Here is a 17,783-nt window from a genome sequence, read left to right as displayed (position 1 = left end):
GTCATGAGTCTTAAATGGGTTGATGTACAAGAGATCGCTATCCTGTTGGCCGACGGCAACCCGGATATGGATCCCTATTCCCTGAATTTTGTTGCTTTGCGTGACATGGTCATGGCCTTGCCAGGCTTTGATGATGAGCGCGATCGCGGTGGCGAAAAGGTTCTGGAAGCTATCCAGACGGCCTGGAAAGAAGAACAGGACTGACGCCTCCCTTACGCAGTTAGGCAATACCTAAGAACCCGCGTATAATTCGCGGGTTTAATTTTTCGTAAATTACCGTTTCTGGAGTTACACCATGGCTGTTCAACGTACTTTCTCCATCATCAAGCCTGACGCTGTTGCAAAAAACGTCATCGGCGAGATCACCACTCGTTTCGAAAAAGCCGGCCTGAAGGTTGTAGCTTCGAAACTCAAGCAACTGTCCAAGGCAGAAGCCGAAGGCTTCTACGCTGAGCACAGCGCTCGTGGTTTCTTCGGCGACCTGGTTGCCTTCATGATCTCCGGTCCTGTTGTTGTTCAGGTTCTGGAAGGCGAAAACGCCATCGCTCTGAACCGTGAGCTGATGGGCGCTACCAACCCTAAAGAAGCAGCTGCCGGCACCATCCGTGCTGATTTCGCTGACTCCATCGACGCCAACGCTGTACACGGTTCGGACTCCGAAGCCGCTGCTGCTCGCGAAATCTCGTACTTCTTCGCAGCTACTGAAGTAACCACTCGCTAAGCATCGGCTTAAAGAGTGAGGGTGAATCCATGACGACATCGACTGTAAAAACCAACCTGCTGGGTCTGACTCAACAGGAAATGGAAAAATTCTTCGACTCAATCGGGGAGAAGCGTTTCCGTGCCGGTCAGGTAATGAAATGGATTCACCACTTTGGCGTCGACGATTTCGACGCCATGACGAACGTCAGCAAGGCCCTGCGCGACAAGCTCAAGACCATTGCTGAAGTGCGTGGCCCCGAAGTGGTCAGCGAGGACATCTCCAGCGACGGCACCCGTAAATGGGTGGTGCGCGTGGCGTCCGGCAGCTGCGTCGAGACCGTGTATATTCCCCAGGGCAAGCGCGGCACCTTGTGCGTTTCGTCCCAGGCAGGTTGTGCCCTGGATTGCAGTTTCTGCTCCACCGGCAAGCAAGGCTTCAATAGCAACCTCACCGCCGCCGAAGTGATCGGCCAGGTGTGGATTGCCAACAAATCCTTTGGCAGCGTCCCGGCGACCGTCGACCGTGCCATCACCAACGTGGTGATGATGGGCATGGGTGAGCCGCTGCTGAACTTCGACAACGTCATTTCGGCCATGCACCTGATGATGGACGACCTGGGCTACGGCATCTCCAAGCGCCGCGTGACCTTGTCGACCTCCGGCGTGGTACCGATGATCGATGAGCTGGCCAAGCACATCGACGTCTCCCTGGCGTTGTCGCTGCACGCACCCAATGACGCATTGCGTAACCAATTGGTGCCGATCAACAAGAAGTATCCGCTTAAGATGCTGCTCGAATCTTGCCAGCGTTATATGGCGACCTTGGGCGAGAAGCGCGTTCTGACCATTGAGTACACCATGCTCAAGGACATCAACGACAAGGTCGAGCACGCGGTCGAGATGATCGAACTGCTCAAGAACACCCCGTGCAAGATCAACCTGATTCCGTTCAACCCGTTTCCACATTCTGGTTACGAGCGGCCGAGCAACAACGCCATCCGCCGTTTCCAGGATCAACTGCACCAGGCTGGCTACAACGTGACCGTTCGCACCACCCGTGGTGAAGACATCGACGCCGCCTGTGGCCAATTGGTAGGACAGGTGCTGGACCGCACCCGTCGCAGCGAACGTTATATTGCGGTGCGCGAACTGAGCGCTGCCGACGATATGCCGCAAAGCGCTGTGAATCGAACCTGAGAGAGGATCTCTATGCCCTTGCGCCTTGCGCTGCTTCTGCTTGTTACCGGTCTCGTGGCCGGTTGTGTTTCATCGGGCCATGACAGCCCGTTGCAAACCGGCAAGGGCCGTGACGAGGCGCGAGTTGCCTATGTGCAACTGGGGTTGGGTTACCTGCGACAAGGCATGAGCGAACAGGCCAAGGTGCCGTTGAAAAAGGCCCTTGAGCTGGACAGCGACGATGCCGATGCCAATGCCGCACTGGCCCTGGTGTTCCAGGCCCAGGCCGAGCCTCAACTGGCTGACCGGTATTTCAACAAAGCCCTGGCCGCAAGGCCTGCCGACCCGCGGCTGCTGAACAATTACGGCAGCTTCCTGTTCGAGCAAAAGCGGTATGACCAGGCAGCCCTTTATTTCCAGCAAGCCAGTACTGATACCCTCTATCCTGAGCGCTCGCGGGTGTTCGAGAACCTTGGGGTGACCTCAATGCGCCTCGGCCAGCGCGACAGCGCACGCCAGCAGTTGAAAAAAGCCCTGCACTTGAACGGCCATCAGCCACGAGCGCTGCTCGAAATGGCTGAGTTGTCTTACGAAGACAGGCATTATGTGCCGGCACGTGACTATTACGAGCGTTTTAGCCTGCTCAGCGGGCAAAATGCACGTAGTCTATTGCTCGGTGTGCGCCTGGCGACGGTTCATGAAGAACGCGACACGGCCGCACGTTTTGGCCAGCAACTCGAACGACTCTATCCCGGTACGCCGGAATATCAGCAATACCTGTCGGAGCAATGATGAAAGCGGCGCACCCGGAAGTTGTAGCAGCTAATCGCGTAAACCCAGGCGACACTTTGCGTCAGGCCCGCGAAAGCAATGGTTGGTCGCTGGCGGAAGTGGCCCTCAAGCTCAATTTGACCACCACCTCCCTGGGGAACCTTGAGGCCGGCGCATTCGACAAGCTGCCTGGGCATACCTTCGCCCGCGGCTATATCCGCGCCTATGCCAAGCTGTTGGGCATTGACCAGGCCGTATTGGTCCAGCAATTCGATCAATTCACCGGTACCGACTCCCAGGGCAGCAATGTGCATGGCTTGGGTCGCATCGAAGAGCCGGTGCGGGTTTCCCACACGATTTTGCGAATTGTCAGCCTGTTGTTGCTGATCGCCGTGATCGGCGGCGGTTTTGTCTGGTGGCAAGACCAGGCGTCCCAACGCAGCAAAGACATGACCAGCAACGCCATGGAGCACGTCGAAGTCGAGAGCGCCGACGGCACCACCCAGATTCATCCGCTGGATGAGCCGGAAGACCAGGCCGTTGCCCAAGGCCAGGCTGCCCCTGAAACCCCGGCCACCGTCGAGCAGTCCGAACCGGAAACTGCCCAGGCCCCGACAGTTGCCGTACCGACCCCAGTCACACCGGCCGAGCCAGCTCACACGCCAGCAGCCCCGGTTGCCCAGGCCCATACACCGGCCGCTCCAGCCCAGGCGCCAGCGACTACGGCGCCAGCCGCTCCGGCAGCCCCGGCGATTTCACCACCCACCACCCCAGCGTTGATCGCCGGTGACGGGCGTGTACAAATTACCTTCGTTGCTGACTGCTGGACGCAAGTCACCGACGGCAATGGCAAAGTGCTGGCCAGTGGTCTCAAGCGTAAGGGAGATACGCTCGACCTTGGCGGCAAGCCTCCTTTGACGCTGCGTCTGGGCTTTGCCCGTGGCGCGCAAGTGGCCTACAACGGCCAGCCTGTAGACGTAGCGCCGTTCACCACTGGCGAGACCGCTCGCCTGAAGTTGGGACAATAGTCATGCACGGCGAATCTCCAATCAAACGTCGCGTATCGCGCAAGATCTGGGTTGGCTCGGTGCCAGTGGGTGGCGATGCCCCCATCGCGGTACAGAGCATGACCAACAGCGACACCAATGATGTTGCCGCCACCGTTGCCCAGATCAACCGTCTGGAAGCGGCCGGGGTAGACATCGTGCGGGTATCCGTCCCGGACATGGACGCTGCCGAGGCGTTCGGTCGCATCAAGCAGCTGGTCAAGGTGCCGCTGGTTGCCGACATTCACTTCGACTACAAGATCGCCCTGCGCGTGGCCGAGTTGGGCGTCGATTGCCTGCGCATCAACCCGGGCAACATCGGTCGTGAAGACCGCGTGCGCGCCGTGGTGGACGCTGCCCGTGATCGCGGGATCCCGATCCGCATCGGCGTCAACGCCGGCTCCCTGGAAAAAGACCTGCAAAAGAAGTACGGCGAGCCCACCCCTGCAGCGCTGGTCGAGTCTGCACTGCGCCACGTTGAACACCTGGAACGCCTGAACTTCCAGGACTTCAAGGTCAGCGTAAAGGCCTCCGACGTGTTCATGGCGGTCGAAGCCTATCGCCTGCTGGCCAAGGAAATCGTGCAACCGTTGCACCTGGGCATCACCGAAGCCGGCGGTTTGCGCTCAGGCACAGTGAAATCTGCGGTGGGTCTCGGTATGCTGCTCGCCGAAGGGATTGGCGATACTATCCGCATCTCGTTGGCGGCAGACCCGGTAGAGGAAGTGAAAGTCGGCTACGACATTCTCAAATCCCTGCGTTTGCGTTCCCGCGGCATCAACTTCATTGCCTGCCCGAGCTGCTCGCGGCAGAACTTCGACGTGGTGAAAACCATGAACGACCTGGAGTTGCGCCTCGAAGACCTGCTGGTCCCGCTGGATGTTGCAGTGATCGGTTGTGTGGTCAACGGCCCGGGTGAAGCCAAGGAAGCCCATGTGGGCTTGACCGGCGGCACACCGAACCTGATTTACATCGACGGCAAGCCGTCGCAGAAGTTAACGAATGACAATCTGGTGGATCAGCTGGAAAAGTTGATCCGCGAGAAAGCGGCCGAAAAGGTCGCCGCTGACGCAGCGCTGATCGCACGCGGCTAAGAACGAATTTAAGGATTTGATGTGAGCAAGTCTCTGCAAGCCATTCGTGGCATGAACGACATCCTGCCGGAGCAAACGCCGCTGTGGCGCTACTTCGAGAGCACTGTCGCGCGCCTGCTGGATAACTACGGTTACAAGCAGATCCGCATGCCGATCGTTGAGTTCACCGAGCTGTTCAAGCGCTCCATCGGTGAAGTGACCGACATCGTCGAAAAAGAGATGTACACCTTTGAAGACCGTAACGGCGACTCCCTGACTTTGCGTCCGGAAGGTACCGCCGCGTGCGTGCGCGCCGTGCTCGAACATGGCCTCACCGGTGGCGGCCAGCCGCAGAAGCTGTGGTACATCGGTCCGATGTTCCGCCACGAGCGCCCACAGAAAGGCCGTTATCGCCAGTTCCACCAGATCGGCCTGGAAGTCTTCAATCTCGACGGCCCGGACATCGATGCCGAGCTGATCGTGCTGACCTGGCGCCTGTGGGGCATGCTGGGTATCCGCGATGCGGTCAAGCTTGAGCTCAACAGCCTGGGCACCAGCGAATCCCGGGGCCGCTACCGCGAAGCCCTGGTGGAATTCCTGTCCGCCCACCTGGACAAGTTGGACGAAGACAGCCAGCGCCGTCTGAAAACCAACCCGTTGCGTGTGTTGGACACCAAGAACGCCGACACGCAAGCCGTACTGGTCGACGCGCCGAAAATGGCCGACTACCTGGACGACGAGTCCCGCACGCACTTCGAGGGCCTCAAGGCTCGTCTGGATGCGGCCGGTATTCCCTACGTGATCAACCCGAAGCTGGTGCGTGGCCTCGATTACTACAGCAAGACCGTGTTCGAGTGGGTCACCGACAAGCTCGGCGCCCAGGGCACCGTGTGTGCGGGCGGCCGTTATGACGGCCTGGTCGAGCAGATGGGCGGCAAGCCGACCACCGGCGTAGGTTTTGCCATGGGCATCGAGCGGCTGATCCTGCTGCTGGAAACCCTGGAACAGGTTCCGGAAGAAATATCCCGACAGGTGGACGTGTACCTGTGCGCCTTTGGCGAGGCCGCCGAACTGGCCGCCCTGGCCTTGAGCGAAAAAGTACGTGACCAGTTGCCGAACCTGCGCCTGCAGATCAATGCCGGCGCCGGCAGCTTCAAGAGCCAGTTCAAGAAGGCCGACAAGAGCGGTGCACTGTACGCACTGATCCTTGGCGATGACGAGTTGGCCCAGCAAGTGATAGGTTTCAAACCCCTGCGTGGCCAGGGCGAGCAACAGAACATTGCCTTTGATGCGCTCGCCGCGCACTTGGCCACCTGCGTCGTGCAGGGTTGAAGCTGTCGAACAGCCGAATTTAGCGATTAAGGAGTATTGGGGTGTCGAGTACTGATGATGAGCAGTTGGCCGAGTTCAAGGACTGGTGGCAGCGTAACGGCAAGCCCCTGGTTACTGGCGGTCTGCTGGCTTTAGTGGTGGTGTTCGGCTGGCAAGCCTGGACAAAGTATCAGGCCAACCAATCCCAGGGCGCCTCGATCCTCTATCAGCAATTGCTGGAAACCACCCTGACGCCGGACGGCAAGCCCGACCCAGCGCAAGTGGCGGACCTGGCCGGCAAGCTGAAGAGCGAATTCGGCGGTAGCACCTACGCCCAATACGGCAGCCTGTTCGTCGCGAAAGTCGCGGTCGACACCGGCAAGCTGGATGACGCCGCCGCAGAACTCAAGGCCATCGCCGACAAGCCGACCAACCCGACCCTGGGTGAAATCGCACGTCAGCGCCTGGCCCAGGTATTGGCGGCACAGAACAAGGCTGACGAAGCACTCAAACTGCTCGACGGCGATGCGGACAAGGCATTTGTAGCCACTCGCGAAGAGCTCAAGGGCGACCTGTTGGTCCAATTGGGTCGTACCGACGAAGCCAATGCTGCGTACAAGAAAGCCAAGGCGGCGCTGTCTGATGAAGCGGCGGTCGGTGGCTTACAAATCAAGCTGGACGACTTGGCCAAAGGGGATGCGTGACGTGATCCGTTGGAAACATGCAGCATTGCTGGCTCTGGCCGTTCTGGCCGCGGGTTGCAGCAGCAACAGTAAAAAAGAACTGCCTCCGGCCGAGCTGACCAGCTTCAAGGAAGAAGTCGTCCTGCAAAAGCAATGGAGCCGCTCCATCGGTGACGGCCAGGGCGAGACCTACAACATGCTGGTGCCGGCAATCGACGGTGACAACATTGTGGCCGCTGACGTGACCGGCGTGGTGATCTCCATGGATCGCATGAACGGCGACGTGAAGTGGAAGAAAGACCTCGAATTGCCCGTGTCCGGCGCCGTAGGCGTGGGTTACGGCATGGTCATGCTCGGCACGCTCAAGGGCGAAGTCGTGGCGCTGGACTCCAGCACCGGTGAAGAGAAATGGCGCGCTCGCGTGACCAGTGAAGTCCTCGCACCGCCTGCCACCAACGGCGATATCGTCGTGGTGCAAACCCAGGACGACCGTGTGATCGGCCTGGACGCCAGCACCGGCGAGCAGCGTTGGCTGTACGACAGCACCCCGGCGGTGTTGACCCTTCGCGGTACCAGTGGTCCGGTTGTGACCAACAATCTGGCCGTTGCAGGCCTGTCGACCGGTAAAGTAGTCGCCCTGGACACCAGGAACGGCGTGCCGGCCTGGGAAACCCGCGTGGCCATCCCCCAAGGTCGTTCCGAGCTGGATCGCGTAGTGGACATCGACGGTGGCTTGCTGCTGTCGGGTGAAACCCTCTACGTTGCCACTTACCAGGGCCGCGTTGCCGCGCTGGACCTGCAGAGCGGCCGTGTTAACTGGCAGCGTGATGCTTCCAGCTACGCCGGTGTCGCCCAGGGGTTTGGCAGCGTCTACGTAAGCCTGTCGTCCGGCACCGTTGAAAGTGTCGACGAGCGTTCCACCACTGCACTGTGGAGCAATGACTCCCTGGCCCGTCGTCAACTGTCGGCCCCGGAAGTGTTCTCCAGCTACGTAGCGGTCGGCGACTTCGAAGGCTACCTGCACCTGCTTAGCCAGGTGGATGGTCGTTTTGTAGGTCGTGAGCGTATCGACAGCGATGGCCTGCGTGCCCGTCCGCTGGTCGTGGGCAACATGCTTTATGTGTTTGGTAACAGCGGCAAGCTGGAAGCCCTGACCATCAAGTAAAGGTTTGACTATGCTTGGGGTAAAACCCAGGCGGCCCCGCTTCGGCGGGGCATGCGGCATTTGAATATGCTGCCCCGAGCACCAGCCGCTGCCTTGCAGCGGCTTTTGTATTTTCTGAAATAACGAAGTGGAGAGCCGCATGGTTCCCGTAATCGCCCTGGTGGGCCGACCTAACGTCGGCAAGTCCACCTTGTTCAACCGCCTGACCAGGACTCGTGACGCCATCGTCGGCGACTTGTCCGGTCTGACCCGTGATCGCCAATACGGTGAGGCAAAGTGGCAAGGGCGCTCCTACATTATTGTCGACACCGGTGGTATCTCCGGTGATGAGCATGGCATGGACGAAAAGATGGCCGAGCAGTCGCTGCTGGCCATTGAAGAAGCCGATGTCGTGTTGTTCCTGGTGGACGCCCGCGCGGGCTACACCGCTGCCGACCAGATGATTGGCGAGCACCTGCGCAAGCGCAATAAGCGTTCCTATCTGGTCGCCAACAAGATCGATAACATCGATCCTGAGGCGGCCCGTGCCGAATTCAGTCCGATGGGCCTTGGCGACGCGATCCCGGTCGCCGGTGCCCACGGTCGTGGTATCACCCAGATGCTGGAAATCGCCCTGCGCGACTTCCCCAAGGATGACGCCGAGGAAGAAGAAGGCGAGGAAGAGATCGTTGCCGAAGGCGAGGAAGCCAAGCGCATCCCTGGCCCAAGCGAAAAAGACGGTATCAAGATTGCGATCATCGGTCGCCCGAACGTGGGCAAGTCGACCCTGGTCAACCGCATGCTCGGTGAAGACCGGGTAATCGTCTACGACCAGCCCGGCACCACCCGCGACAGTATCTACATCCCGTTCGAGCGTAACGACGAGAAGTACACGCTGATCGACACCGCCGGTGTGCGTAAGCGCGGCAAGATCCACGAGGAAGTTGAAAAGTTCTCCGTGGTGAAAACCCTGCAGGCAATCAAAGACGCCAACGTGGTGATCTTCGTGATGGACGCCCGCGAAGGCGTGGTAGACCACGACCTCAACCTGCTGGGCTTTGCCCTTGAAGCCGGTCGGGCCTTGGTCATCGCGATCAACAAGTGGGACGGCATGACGCCGAGCGAGCGCGATTTCGTCAAGATCGAGCTGCAGCGCCGCCTGTTCTTCGTCGAGTTCGCCGATATTCACTTCATCTCGGCCCTGCACGGCACGGGTGTGGGTAACCTCTACGCTTCCGTACAGAACTCGTTCAAGTCCGCGGTCACCCGCTGGCCGACCAACCGTCTGACCCAGATCCTCGAAGACGCAGTCGGCGAGCACGCACCGCCGATGGTCAACAACCGCCGGATCAAACTGCGTTACGCCCACTTGGGTGGTGCCAACCCGCCGATTATCGTGATCCACGGTAACCAGATCGAGAAGGTGCCCAAGTCCTACGTGCGTTACCTGGAAAACACCTATCGCCGTGTCTTGAAACTGGTCGGTACGCCGATCCGTATCGAGTTCAAGGGTGGCGAGAACCCATACGAAGGCAACAAGAACACACTGACTGACCGTCAGGTGAACAAGAAGCGTCGTTTGATGACTCACCACAAGAAGGCCGACAAGAAGCGCCGCGACAAGAAATAGCCGCCGCTTCACGTTGTAAGCTACAGGCTGCAAGAGAGGGCTCCTTTGGAGCCCTTTTTTGTGCCTGGCGGTTTGTCGCTTGACCTGCTTGCAGCTTGCAGCTTAAAACTTGCAGCTCACCCGAAGGGGGCTCCCATGATCACCAGCAAGCTGCCAAACGTCGGCACGACCATTTTCACCACCATGTCGCAACTCGCTGCCGAAACCGGCGCAATTAACCTGTCCCAGGGGTTTCCCGACTTTAATGGGCCTCAGGGCTTGCTTGATGGGGTGGGCAAACATATCGCCCTCGGTCATAACCAATATGCGCCGATGACCGGCCTGCCCGTGCTGCGTCAGCAAGTGGCGGCTAAGATCGCTCGCAGTTATGGCGCCACGGTGAATGCCGACAGCGAAGTGACCATCACTCCTGGTGCCACAGAGGCGATCTTCTGCGCGATCCAGGCAGTGATTCGCAATGGTGATGAAGTCATTGTGTTTGACCCCTGCTACGACAGCTATGAGCCCTCGGTCGAGTTGGCCGGTGGCCGCTGCGTGCATGTGCAATTGAGCCTGCAAGGCTTTGCATTGGACTTCGAGAAGATCAAGGCCGCGCTGTCGCCACGCACGCGCATGATCATCCTTAACACCCCGCACAACCCCACCGGCGCGCTGATCAGCCGTGCCGAGCTGGACCAGTTGGCCGAACTGATCCGTGACCGCGATATCTACCTGGTCAGCGACGAGGTCTACGAACACCTGGTATTCGACGGCGTGCCCCACGTCAGCGTGCTGGCCCATGAAGAGCTCTACCCGCGTGCGTTCGTGGTCAGCTCCTTTGGCAAGACCTACCACGTCACCGGCTGGAAAACCGGCTACGTGGTCGCGCCACCGGCCCTGACGGCTGAATTGCGCAAGGTGCATCAATACGTCAACTTCTGTGGCGTAACCCCGTTGCAGTTCGCCTTGGCCGATTTCATGGCCGAACACCCGGAGCACGTCGACGAACTGCCGGCGTTCTACCAGGCCAAGCGCGATCTGTTCTGCGACCTGCTTGCGCCGTCGCGCTTCAGCTTTACCCGGGTGGCCGGAACCTACTTCCAGTTGGTGGATTACTCACAAATACGCCCGGACCTGGATGACGTCGCCATGTCCCTGTGGATGACCCGCGAACACGGGGTGGCGACCATCCCTGTCTCGGTGTTCTACCAGAGCCCACCGCAAGGCCAGCGCCTGGTGCGCCTGTGTTTTGCCAAGCGCGAGGAGACGCTGCGACAAGCGGCTGAAAAACTATGCGTGATCTGACTGCATTGCCTGACTTGAATATCGCCCTGGTCCAGACCACCCTAGCCTGGCACGACCGCCAAGCCAATCTCGAGCATTTCGAGGGGCTGCTGGAGCAGGCCCGCGGCGCCGACCTGATCGTGCTCCCGGAGATGTTCACCACCGGTTTCTCCATGGACTCGCAAACCCTCGCCGAGCCGGAAAACGGCCCGACCCATCATTGGCTCCAGGCCCAGGCTGCGAAGTACAACGCGGTGATCACCGGCAGCGTGATCATCCAGGCCGCCGACGGCAGCCACCGCAACCGCCTGTTGTGGGCGCGGCCGGATGGCGAGGTGTTGCACTACGACAAGCGTCATCTTTTTCGTATGGCCGGTGAACACAATCACTACACCCCCGGCGAGCGCCAGGTGCAGTTCGAGTTGAAAGGCTGGCGTGTTCGGCCGCTGATTTGCTACGACCTGCGCTTTCCGGTGTGGAGTCGGGATGCCCAGGACACTGACTTGCTGCTGTACACCGCCAATTGGCCGGGGGCGCGGCGCCAGCATTGGAACCGGTTATTGCCGGCGCGGGCTATCGAGAATCTGTGCTACGTGGCTGCAGTGAATCGAGTAGGCACCGACGGCAAGGGCTTTGCCTACACCGGCGATAGCCAGGTGCTGGATTTCCAGGGCGAGAGCCTGCTGAGTGCGGGGGAGGCGGACGGGGTCTTCCAAGTGTGCCTGGACGCGGCTGAACTGGCGGCGTATCGCACGCGGTTTCCGGCGAACCTGGATGCCGATAGCTTTCAGTTTGTCTGAAGGACCGCTATCGGGGGGCTTGCCCCGAAGAGTCCCTGACAGGCAACCCAAATCTGAAACTCAATAAAAAGGCCCCTGGGTTCTCACCCAGGGGCCTTCTGTATTGCGGCGATAAAGATTACGCCGCTTTCGCTTCCTGCTGGCTCAGCGACCGGTTCAGCGCACTGAACAGCGCCTTGAAGCTCGCCGTGGTGATGTTTTCATCAATGCCCACGCCATGCACCGGACGTTCACCGTTCACACGCAGTTCGATATAGGCCGCTGCCTTGGCGTTGGTGCCCGCGCCGATCGCATGTTCGTTGTAGTCCATGATCTCCACGCCAATCGGCAAACCAGCCACCAGGGCTTCCAGTGCGCCGTTGCCCTTGCCCTTCCAGTGCAGGTTGGTTTCGCCCTGGCCCTTGCCCGAGACTTCCACTTCGACAAAGCTGTTGCCGTTCTCTTCCTGCAGGCGATGGCTGACCAGCGCGTACGGGGTGTTGGCTTGCAGGTATTCACGCTGCAGCAAGGCGTAGATCTGCGGTGCGGTCATCTCCAGGCCCACGCGGTCGGTTTCGGCCTGGACCACCTGGCTGAATTCGATCTGCATGCGGCGTGGCAAGCTGATGTCGTATTCCTGTTCCAGCAGGTAGGCGATACCGCCTTTGCCCGACTGGCTGTTCACGCGGATCACCGCCTCATAGCTGCGACCGATATCGGCCGGGTCGATCGGCAAGTACGGCACTTCCCACAGCGCATCATCTTTCTGCTGGGTAAAGCCCTTACGGATCGCGTCCTGGTGAGAACCGGAGAAGGCGGTATGCACTAGATCGCCGACGTACGGATGACGTGGGTGTACCTGGATCTGGTTGCACTCCTCGACTACTTTACGTACGCCGTCGATGTCGGAGAAGTCCAGCTGCGGATCGAGGCCCTGGGTGTACATGTTCAACGCCACGGTGACGAGGTCGACGTTACCGGTACGCTCGCCGTTACCGAACAGGCAGCCTTCGACGCGGTCCGCGCCGGCCATCAGGCCCAGCTCGGTGGCGGCTACGCCGGTGCCGCGGTCGTTGTGGGTGTGCAGGCTGATGATCACACTGTCGCGACGGTTGATATGGCGACCGAACCACTCGATCTGGTCGGCATAGATGTTCGGCGTGGCGCACTCGACGGTGGCCGGCAGGTTGAGGATCATCTTGTGCTCAGGCGTCGGGTTCCAGACCTCGATCACCGCATCACAGACTTCCTTGGCGAACTCCAGTTCAGTGGCACTGAAGGTCTCCGGCGAGTATTCAAAGGTCCACTGGGTTTCCGGCTGCTGGGCGGCGTATTTGACGAACAGCTTGGCCGCGTTGACCGCGATGGCCTTGATACCGTCCTTGTCCTGGTTGAACACGATGCGGCGGAACGACGGCGACGTGGCGTTGTACAGGTGGACGATGGCCTTTTTGGCGCCGCGCAGGGATTCGAAGGTGCGTGCGATCAAGTCTTCACGGCCCTGGGTCAGCACCTGGATGGTGGTGTCCTCGGGGATGTGGTTGTCTTCGATCAGGGTGCGCACGAAGTCGAAGTCGGTTTGCGACGCGGCAGGGAACGAAGCCTCGATTTCCTTCACGCCGACGGCGACCAGGGTCTTCCAGAAGCGCAGCTTTTTCACCGCGTCCATTGGCTCGATCAGCGACTGGTTGCCATCACGCAGGTCGGAGCTGCACCAGATCGGCGCGCTGGTGATGGTTTTGGAAGGCCAGGTGCGATCCGGGATATCGATGGTCGGAAACGCGCGGTACTTCGAAGACGGGTCTTTGAGCATGCTCATCGGGAAATCCTTTGTTGTAGGGGCCGAGAAAAGGCGGCCTGCCGTAGAACTGTTATTGGGGATACAGCTTTAAAGACGAGGCAGATCGATTCAGCCTGGCAGTCGTGCGCTGACAAGGCACAGGCTGCGGTGCTGGCGGAGCTGAATGAGGGTGTGAGAGGTTTTCATAAGCTCAACCCTAACCGCCGGGGTGAAAGATGGCAAGCAGTCGCTAAAAATTGAGAGAAGTTCTTTTATCTGCGTATGAAACGGGATTTTATGGTTGGGAATGACGCCGAGGCTAGATTAAATTGCGCGACCGTTATCGGGCGCGCAATCGGTTTATTCACGGTTGGAAGGCCCCGATGAAAATCGCCGGGTCGACTCGCGCATCGTTCAGGCTGACATTCCAATGCATATGCGGCCCGGTCGCGCGGCCGGTCGAACCGACTTTGCCCACTACTGCGCCGCGCACCAGTTGCTGGCCGACCTTCACGTCGATCTTCGACATGTGGCAGAACATGCTGATAAAGCCCTGGCCGTGGTCGACGAACACGGTGTTGCCGTTGAAGAAATAGTTGCCGACCAGAATTACCTTACCGTTTGCCGGCGTCTTGATCGGCGTACCGGCCGGCACCGCGAAGTCCAGGCCCGAATGGGGATTGCGCTCTTCACCGTTGAAGAAGCGGCGCACGCCAAACTTGCTCGACAGCGGACCGTTCACCGGTTTGTCCAGCACCAGGTTGCTCGGCAGGTTCGGGCTGAAACTGCGATAGGCCTTGAGCTGTACGGCCAACTCGCCCTCGATGCGCTTGAGTTGCGCCGGGTCGGGGTTGACCTGGCTTTTGTTCTTCAAGGTGATGCGTTGTTCGGGGTACTTCTTGTAACCAACGATAAACGGCAGGTTGCGCCCGCCGCTGCTGATGCGCTCGTTGCCCGGCTTGACCGTCAGCGGGATGCCGACAATCGCCAGCCAGTTGTCCTGCTCCTTCACCACCAGCACCGGTTTGCCTTGGTACGTGGCTTTCGGCGCGGCGGCCGAAGGGCCCAGCTCAACCACCGCGACGCCGCCCGGCACCGGCTTGTTCAGTGTACGGCTGATATAGCTGTCGGCATGGGCGTTAACGGTGAGGCATAGCAGCAACAACACACTAAAGAGACGAGGCATCAATCAATCCAATAACGAAAGGGTGACGGGTGTCAGGTGGTTATCTTCCACCCGCACTTGCAATTGACCTTCACCGAGGCGCGCGGTGAGACGTTGGCCGGTTTGGGTTTGCGCGGCGTTGCGGATGGCCTGGCCGCGCTCGTCGAGCAAGATGCTGTAGCCACGACCCAGCGTCGCCAGCGGGCTGACCACGTGCAGCGTCTGCACCTGGCTTTGCAGTTGCAGGCGACGCGCCTTGAGGCCTTCGCGCATGGCACGCGGCAGGCGTTCGGCGAGGCTGTCCAGGCGCTGGCGCAGCAGGGCCAACTGGCGGCCCGGATGCTGGCCGGCGAGGCGGGTTTCCAGGCGGATCAGGCGTTCGCGACGGGTATTGAGGCTGCGCTCGAAGGCGCGGCGCAGGCGCATATCCAGGTCATCCAGGCGCTGGGCTTGCTGGCGCAGACGTTCGCCGGGGTGACGCAGGCGCCGGGCCATGCCTTCCAGGCGCAGGCGGTCGTGGGTCAGGCGATTGCGCATCAGCATCACCAGGCGGCGATGCAGGTTTTCCACCTGGCGCACCAGATGGCTGGCGTCCGGTGCCAGCAACTCGGCAGCGGCGGACGGGGTAGGCGCGCGCACGTCCGCCACAAAGTCGCTGATGGACACATCGGTCTCATGGCCGACGGCGCTGACGATCGGTGTCACGCAAGCGTCCACCGCACGGGCCACGGCCTCTTCGTTGAAGCACCACAGGTCTTCCAGCGAACCGCCGCCACGGGCCAGGATCAGCGCGTCAAAGCCTCGGGCGTCCGCCAGCTTCAACGCCCGCACAATCTGCGGGATCGCTTCGCGGCCTTGCACGGCCGTCGGGATCAAGGTCAGTTCGACGTTCGGCGCGCGACGGCGGAACACACTGATGATGTCGCGTATCACCGCACCGGTAGGCGAGCTGATAATGCCAATGCGCCTAGGGTGTGCCGGCAGCGGCACCTTGCGTTCGGCACTGAACAGGCCTTCGGCGCTGAGTTTTTCCTTCAGGGCATCGAAGGCCAGGCGCAGCGCACCATCGCCGGCGGGCTCGACGGTATCGAGGATCAACTGGTAGTCGCCACGGCCCTCGAACAGCGAGACCTTGCCGCGTACCTTGACCGCCAGGCCATCCTTCAACGCCTGGCGGACCCGCGCGGCGTTATTGCGAAACAGCGCGCAACGCACCTGGGCGCCGCTGTCCTTGAGGGTGAAGTACACATGGCCGGAGGCCGGGCGGGCGAGGTTGGAGATCTCGCCTTCGACCCAGATATTGGTGAACACGTCTTCCAGCAACACCCGCGCGCGGCCGTTGAGTTGGCTGACAGTCAGGACTTCGCGGTCCAGGCCCAAGCGGGCAAAAGGATCTTTAATCATGGGCGGCAGTTTATAGGCATTCGTGCAACGTTTGACAGAATTGCTCCACCAACGCGCTCGGTGACTGCTGGCTGGCCAGGGCCACGGTGCTCAGGCAGTCCGGGTCGGCCAGGGGCAAGAAGTGCACGTTGGCCGGTGAGATGTCTTTCATGGATTTTGGTAACAGGGCAATACCGAAACCGGCTTGGATCAGTTGCAACTGGGTGGTCTTGCGTGACATCACCCGCGCAGCCTTGGGGAAAAATCCCGCACGCATGCACAACTCGGCTGACAGATAACTCAAGCCGCCACGCTGGGGATGGGGGATAGAGATAAACGCTTCATCCTTCAATTGCTCCAGTTCGATGGGGGCCTGGCTGCGCGACAGCTTATGGTTCGCAGGCACGGCCAGCAGCAATTGCTCGCTGTATAAAGGCATGACCCGCACACCTTCGCGCTGGCGCAACACGGGCAAACGCAGCACCCCGACGTCCAAGCGACCGTCGGCGATGTCTTCCAGTTGCGCGTCGGACGACAGTTTGACGATATCCATCGACACGCCGGGGCAGCGGTCCAGCCAGGTGCTGATGCCTTGCAGCAACACGCCGCTCATCGGCACAGTGCTCGAATGGCTGAGGCGCAGGGTGCCGAGTTGGCCATTGCCGACCTGCGTCGCCATTTCACTGGCCTTGTGCAGCTCACCCAGCAGGTTGCGCGCCCGTGGATAAAAGGCTTCGCCGGCAGCGGTCAGCCGGGGCTGGCGCGCGGTGCGTTCAAACAGCGGGGTTTGCAGTTGGGTTTCCAGTTCCTTGATCTGCCGGCTCAGGGCCGATTGCGCGACAAACAAACGTTCGGCGGCAGCACTGAAGCTGCCGCTGTCGGCTATTTCGACGAAGTAACGCAGTTGGCGGGTGGAAATCACGCGTCATGCCTTTTCGAGATGGGTGGAGGACTTTGAAGATATTAGTCGCAACCCTCGCCGCTGGCTAAAGTGATGGCTATCTCCTACAAGGAATACCCCATGAGCCCGGTTGAGCTGATGAATCAGTGGTCGTTTAGTGGTTTCGATTGGCTGGTGATCGGCCTGGGCATCGTCGTGGCCTATATCGTGTTTGGCATCGCGGGATTCGGCACGGCGCTGGTGGCGGGGCCGGTCCTGCTTGTGTTTATGCCACTGTCGAAGATCATCCCGTTGCTGGTGCTGCTGGATTTTGTCGCGGCCTTCGGCGGCCTGCTGCAAACGCGACGGGACGTGAACAAGCCGGAGCTGCTGCGATTGCTGCCGTGCATGGCGATTGGCTGCACCCTGGGTGTGGTGTTTCTGCTCAATTTGCATTCGGATCTGTTGCTGCTGTTGATGGGGCTGTTTATCAGCGCCTATGCGATTTACAGCCTGGCGGTGAAAACCCGGCCCACGCAATTGGCGGCGGGGTGGTCGATCCCGATGGGCACCGTGGGCGGGCTGTTTGGGGCGTTGTTCGGCAGTGGTGGCTTTTTATATGCAATCTATCTGAACAGCCGTTTGCCCAAGGACGCGGCACGCGCCACCCAAAGCGCGTTGATCAGTTGCAGCACGGTGGTGCGCCTGAGCCTGTTCCTGATCGCCGGGGTGTATGCTGATTGGCCGCTGCTGATGTTGGCACTGTGCCTGCTGCCCGCGATGGCCCTGGGGCTCTGGTGTGGGCGCAGGCTGACGATGCGCATGTCCCGTGAGGCCTTCGTCCGGTTGGTGACCTGGCTGGTGTTGGCCAGTGGCGTTGCATTGATTGGGCGGTACTTGAGCACTTGACCTGATTTCTTCAGGGATTAAGCTGCCGTCCTCCCGGGCGTCATCGCGGGCGAGCCCGGCTCCCACAGTTGAGTGCATTCCAATGTGG

Annotated in this window: 17 protein-coding genes; 13 read left to right on the top strand and 4 right to left on the bottom strand. The window is 60.3% G+C overall.

Features of this window, described 5'->3' with window-relative positions; translation table 11 throughout:
* The first annotated feature begins 3 nt into the window (after positions 1-3).
* From iscX to HDC32_RS11730, 12 genes are all read left to right on the top strand, one after another.
* Positions 4-204, top strand: a complete 201-nt coding sequence (iscX, locus tag HDC32_RS11785) for a Fe-S cluster assembly protein IscX (RefSeq protein WP_017846180.1) — start codon at positions 4-6, stop codon at positions 202-204.
* 91 nt (positions 205-295) lie between these two features.
* Entirely contained in the window at positions 296-721 is a 426-nt protein-coding gene (gene ndk, locus HDC32_RS11780) for a nucleoside-diphosphate kinase (RefSeq protein WP_017846179.1), read from the top strand.
* Positions 722-750: 29 nt separating this feature from the next.
* Positions 751-1,899, top strand: a complete 1,149-nt coding sequence (gene rlmN, locus HDC32_RS11775; RefSeq protein ID WP_131697993.1) for a 23S rRNA (adenine(2503)-C(2))-methyltransferase RlmN — start codon at positions 751-753, stop codon at positions 1,897-1,899.
* Positions 1,900-1,911: 12 nt separating this feature from the next.
* Entirely contained in the window at positions 1,912-2,670 is a 759-nt protein-coding gene (pilW, locus tag HDC32_RS11770) for a type IV pilus biogenesis/stability protein PilW (protein ID WP_184744038.1), read from the top strand.
* Positions 2,670-3,677, top strand: coding sequence for a RodZ family helix-turn-helix domain-containing protein (locus HDC32_RS11765; RefSeq protein WP_145338387.1), 1,008 nt, complete (start codon positions 2,670-2,672; stop codon positions 3,675-3,677). The genes pilW and HDC32_RS11765 overlap by 1 nt, the downstream gene beginning before the upstream one ends.
* Before the next feature lie 2 nt (positions 3,678-3,679).
* Positions 3,680-4,789: a flavodoxin-dependent (E)-4-hydroxy-3-methylbut-2-enyl-diphosphate synthase gene (gene ispG, locus HDC32_RS11760; protein WP_034115889.1), complete on the top strand. Its 1,110-nt coding sequence runs from the start codon at positions 3,680-3,682 to the stop codon at positions 4,787-4,789.
* Positions 4,790-4,810: 21 nt separating this feature from the next.
* The gene (gene hisS, locus HDC32_RS11755) at positions 4,811-6,100 is read left to right on the top strand and encodes a histidine--tRNA ligase (protein WP_053135507.1); all 1,290 of its coding nucleotides are present in this window, start codon (positions 4,811-4,813) and stop codon (positions 6,098-6,100) included.
* A 41-nt stretch (positions 6,101-6,141) separates the two neighbouring features.
* A complete protein-coding gene (locus HDC32_RS11750) occupies positions 6,142-6,783 on the top strand; it encodes a YfgM family protein (protein ID WP_131697990.1) in 642 nt (213 codons plus the stop codon).
* Positions 6,776-7,927 (top strand): outer membrane protein assembly factor BamB, encoded by a 1,152-nt coding sequence (gene bamB / locus HDC32_RS11745; RefSeq protein WP_131697989.1) that lies wholly within the window; start codon positions 6,776-6,778, stop codon positions 7,925-7,927. Before HDC32_RS11750 ends, bamB begins: the two co-directional genes overlap by 8 nt.
* A 139-nt stretch (positions 7,928-8,066) precedes the next feature.
* The gene (gene der, locus HDC32_RS11740) at positions 8,067-9,536 is read left to right on the top strand and encodes a ribosome biogenesis GTPase Der (RefSeq protein ID WP_053135513.1); all 1,470 of its coding nucleotides are present in this window, start codon (positions 8,067-8,069) and stop codon (positions 9,534-9,536) included.
* Between the two features lie 135 nt (positions 9,537-9,671).
* On the top strand, positions 9,672-10,820 hold the full coding sequence (locus tag HDC32_RS11735) for a pyridoxal phosphate-dependent aminotransferase (protein ID WP_131697988.1): 1,149 nt from the start codon (positions 9,672-9,674) through the stop codon (positions 10,818-10,820).
* Positions 10,808-11,599 (top strand): amidohydrolase, encoded by a 792-nt coding sequence (locus HDC32_RS11730; protein ID WP_184744035.1) that lies wholly within the window; start codon positions 10,808-10,810, stop codon positions 11,597-11,599. Before HDC32_RS11735 ends, HDC32_RS11730 begins: the two co-directional genes overlap by 13 nt.
* Before the next feature lie 118 nt (positions 11,600-11,717).
* Here the strand turns inward: HDC32_RS11730 and leuA are convergent, their stop codons facing one another.
* From leuA to HDC32_RS11710, 4 genes are all read right to left on the bottom strand, one after another.
* A complete protein-coding gene (leuA, locus tag HDC32_RS11725) occupies positions 11,718-13,397 on the bottom strand; it encodes a 2-isopropylmalate synthase (protein ID WP_131697986.1) in 1,680 nt (559 codons plus the stop codon).
* Between the two features lie 325 nt (positions 13,398-13,722).
* Positions 13,723-14,544: a M23 family metallopeptidase gene (locus HDC32_RS11720; protein ID WP_145338390.1), complete on the bottom strand. Its 822-nt coding sequence runs from the start codon at positions 14,542-14,544 to the stop codon at positions 13,723-13,725.
* Positions 14,545-14,547: 3 nt separating this feature from the next.
* Entirely contained in the window at positions 14,548-15,927 is a 1,380-nt protein-coding gene (xseA, locus tag HDC32_RS11715; protein WP_167655178.1) for an exodeoxyribonuclease VII large subunit, read from the bottom strand.
* A gap of 10 nt (positions 15,928-15,937) precedes the next feature.
* Positions 15,938-16,828: a LysR family transcriptional regulator gene (locus HDC32_RS11710; protein ID WP_167655177.1), complete on the bottom strand. Its 891-nt coding sequence runs from the start codon at positions 16,826-16,828 to the stop codon at positions 15,938-15,940.
* A 99-nt stretch (positions 16,829-16,927) separates the two neighbouring features.
* Between HDC32_RS11710 and HDC32_RS11705 the strand changes: the two genes are divergently transcribed.
* Positions 16,928-17,695 carry a sulfite exporter TauE/SafE family protein gene (locus tag HDC32_RS11705; protein WP_145338421.1) on the top strand — a complete coding sequence of 256 codons (768 nt, stop codon included), beginning with the start codon at positions 16,928-16,930 and terminating at the stop codon, positions 17,693-17,695.
* The last annotated feature ends 88 nt before the right edge of the window (positions 17,696-17,783 follow it).

Source organism: Pseudomonas sp. JAI120 (assembly GCF_014207255.1).
GTDB lineage: Bacteria > Pseudomonadota > Gammaproteobacteria > Pseudomonadales > Pseudomonadaceae > Aquipseudomonas.
This window is presented reverse-complemented; position numbering and strand designations above follow the sequence as displayed.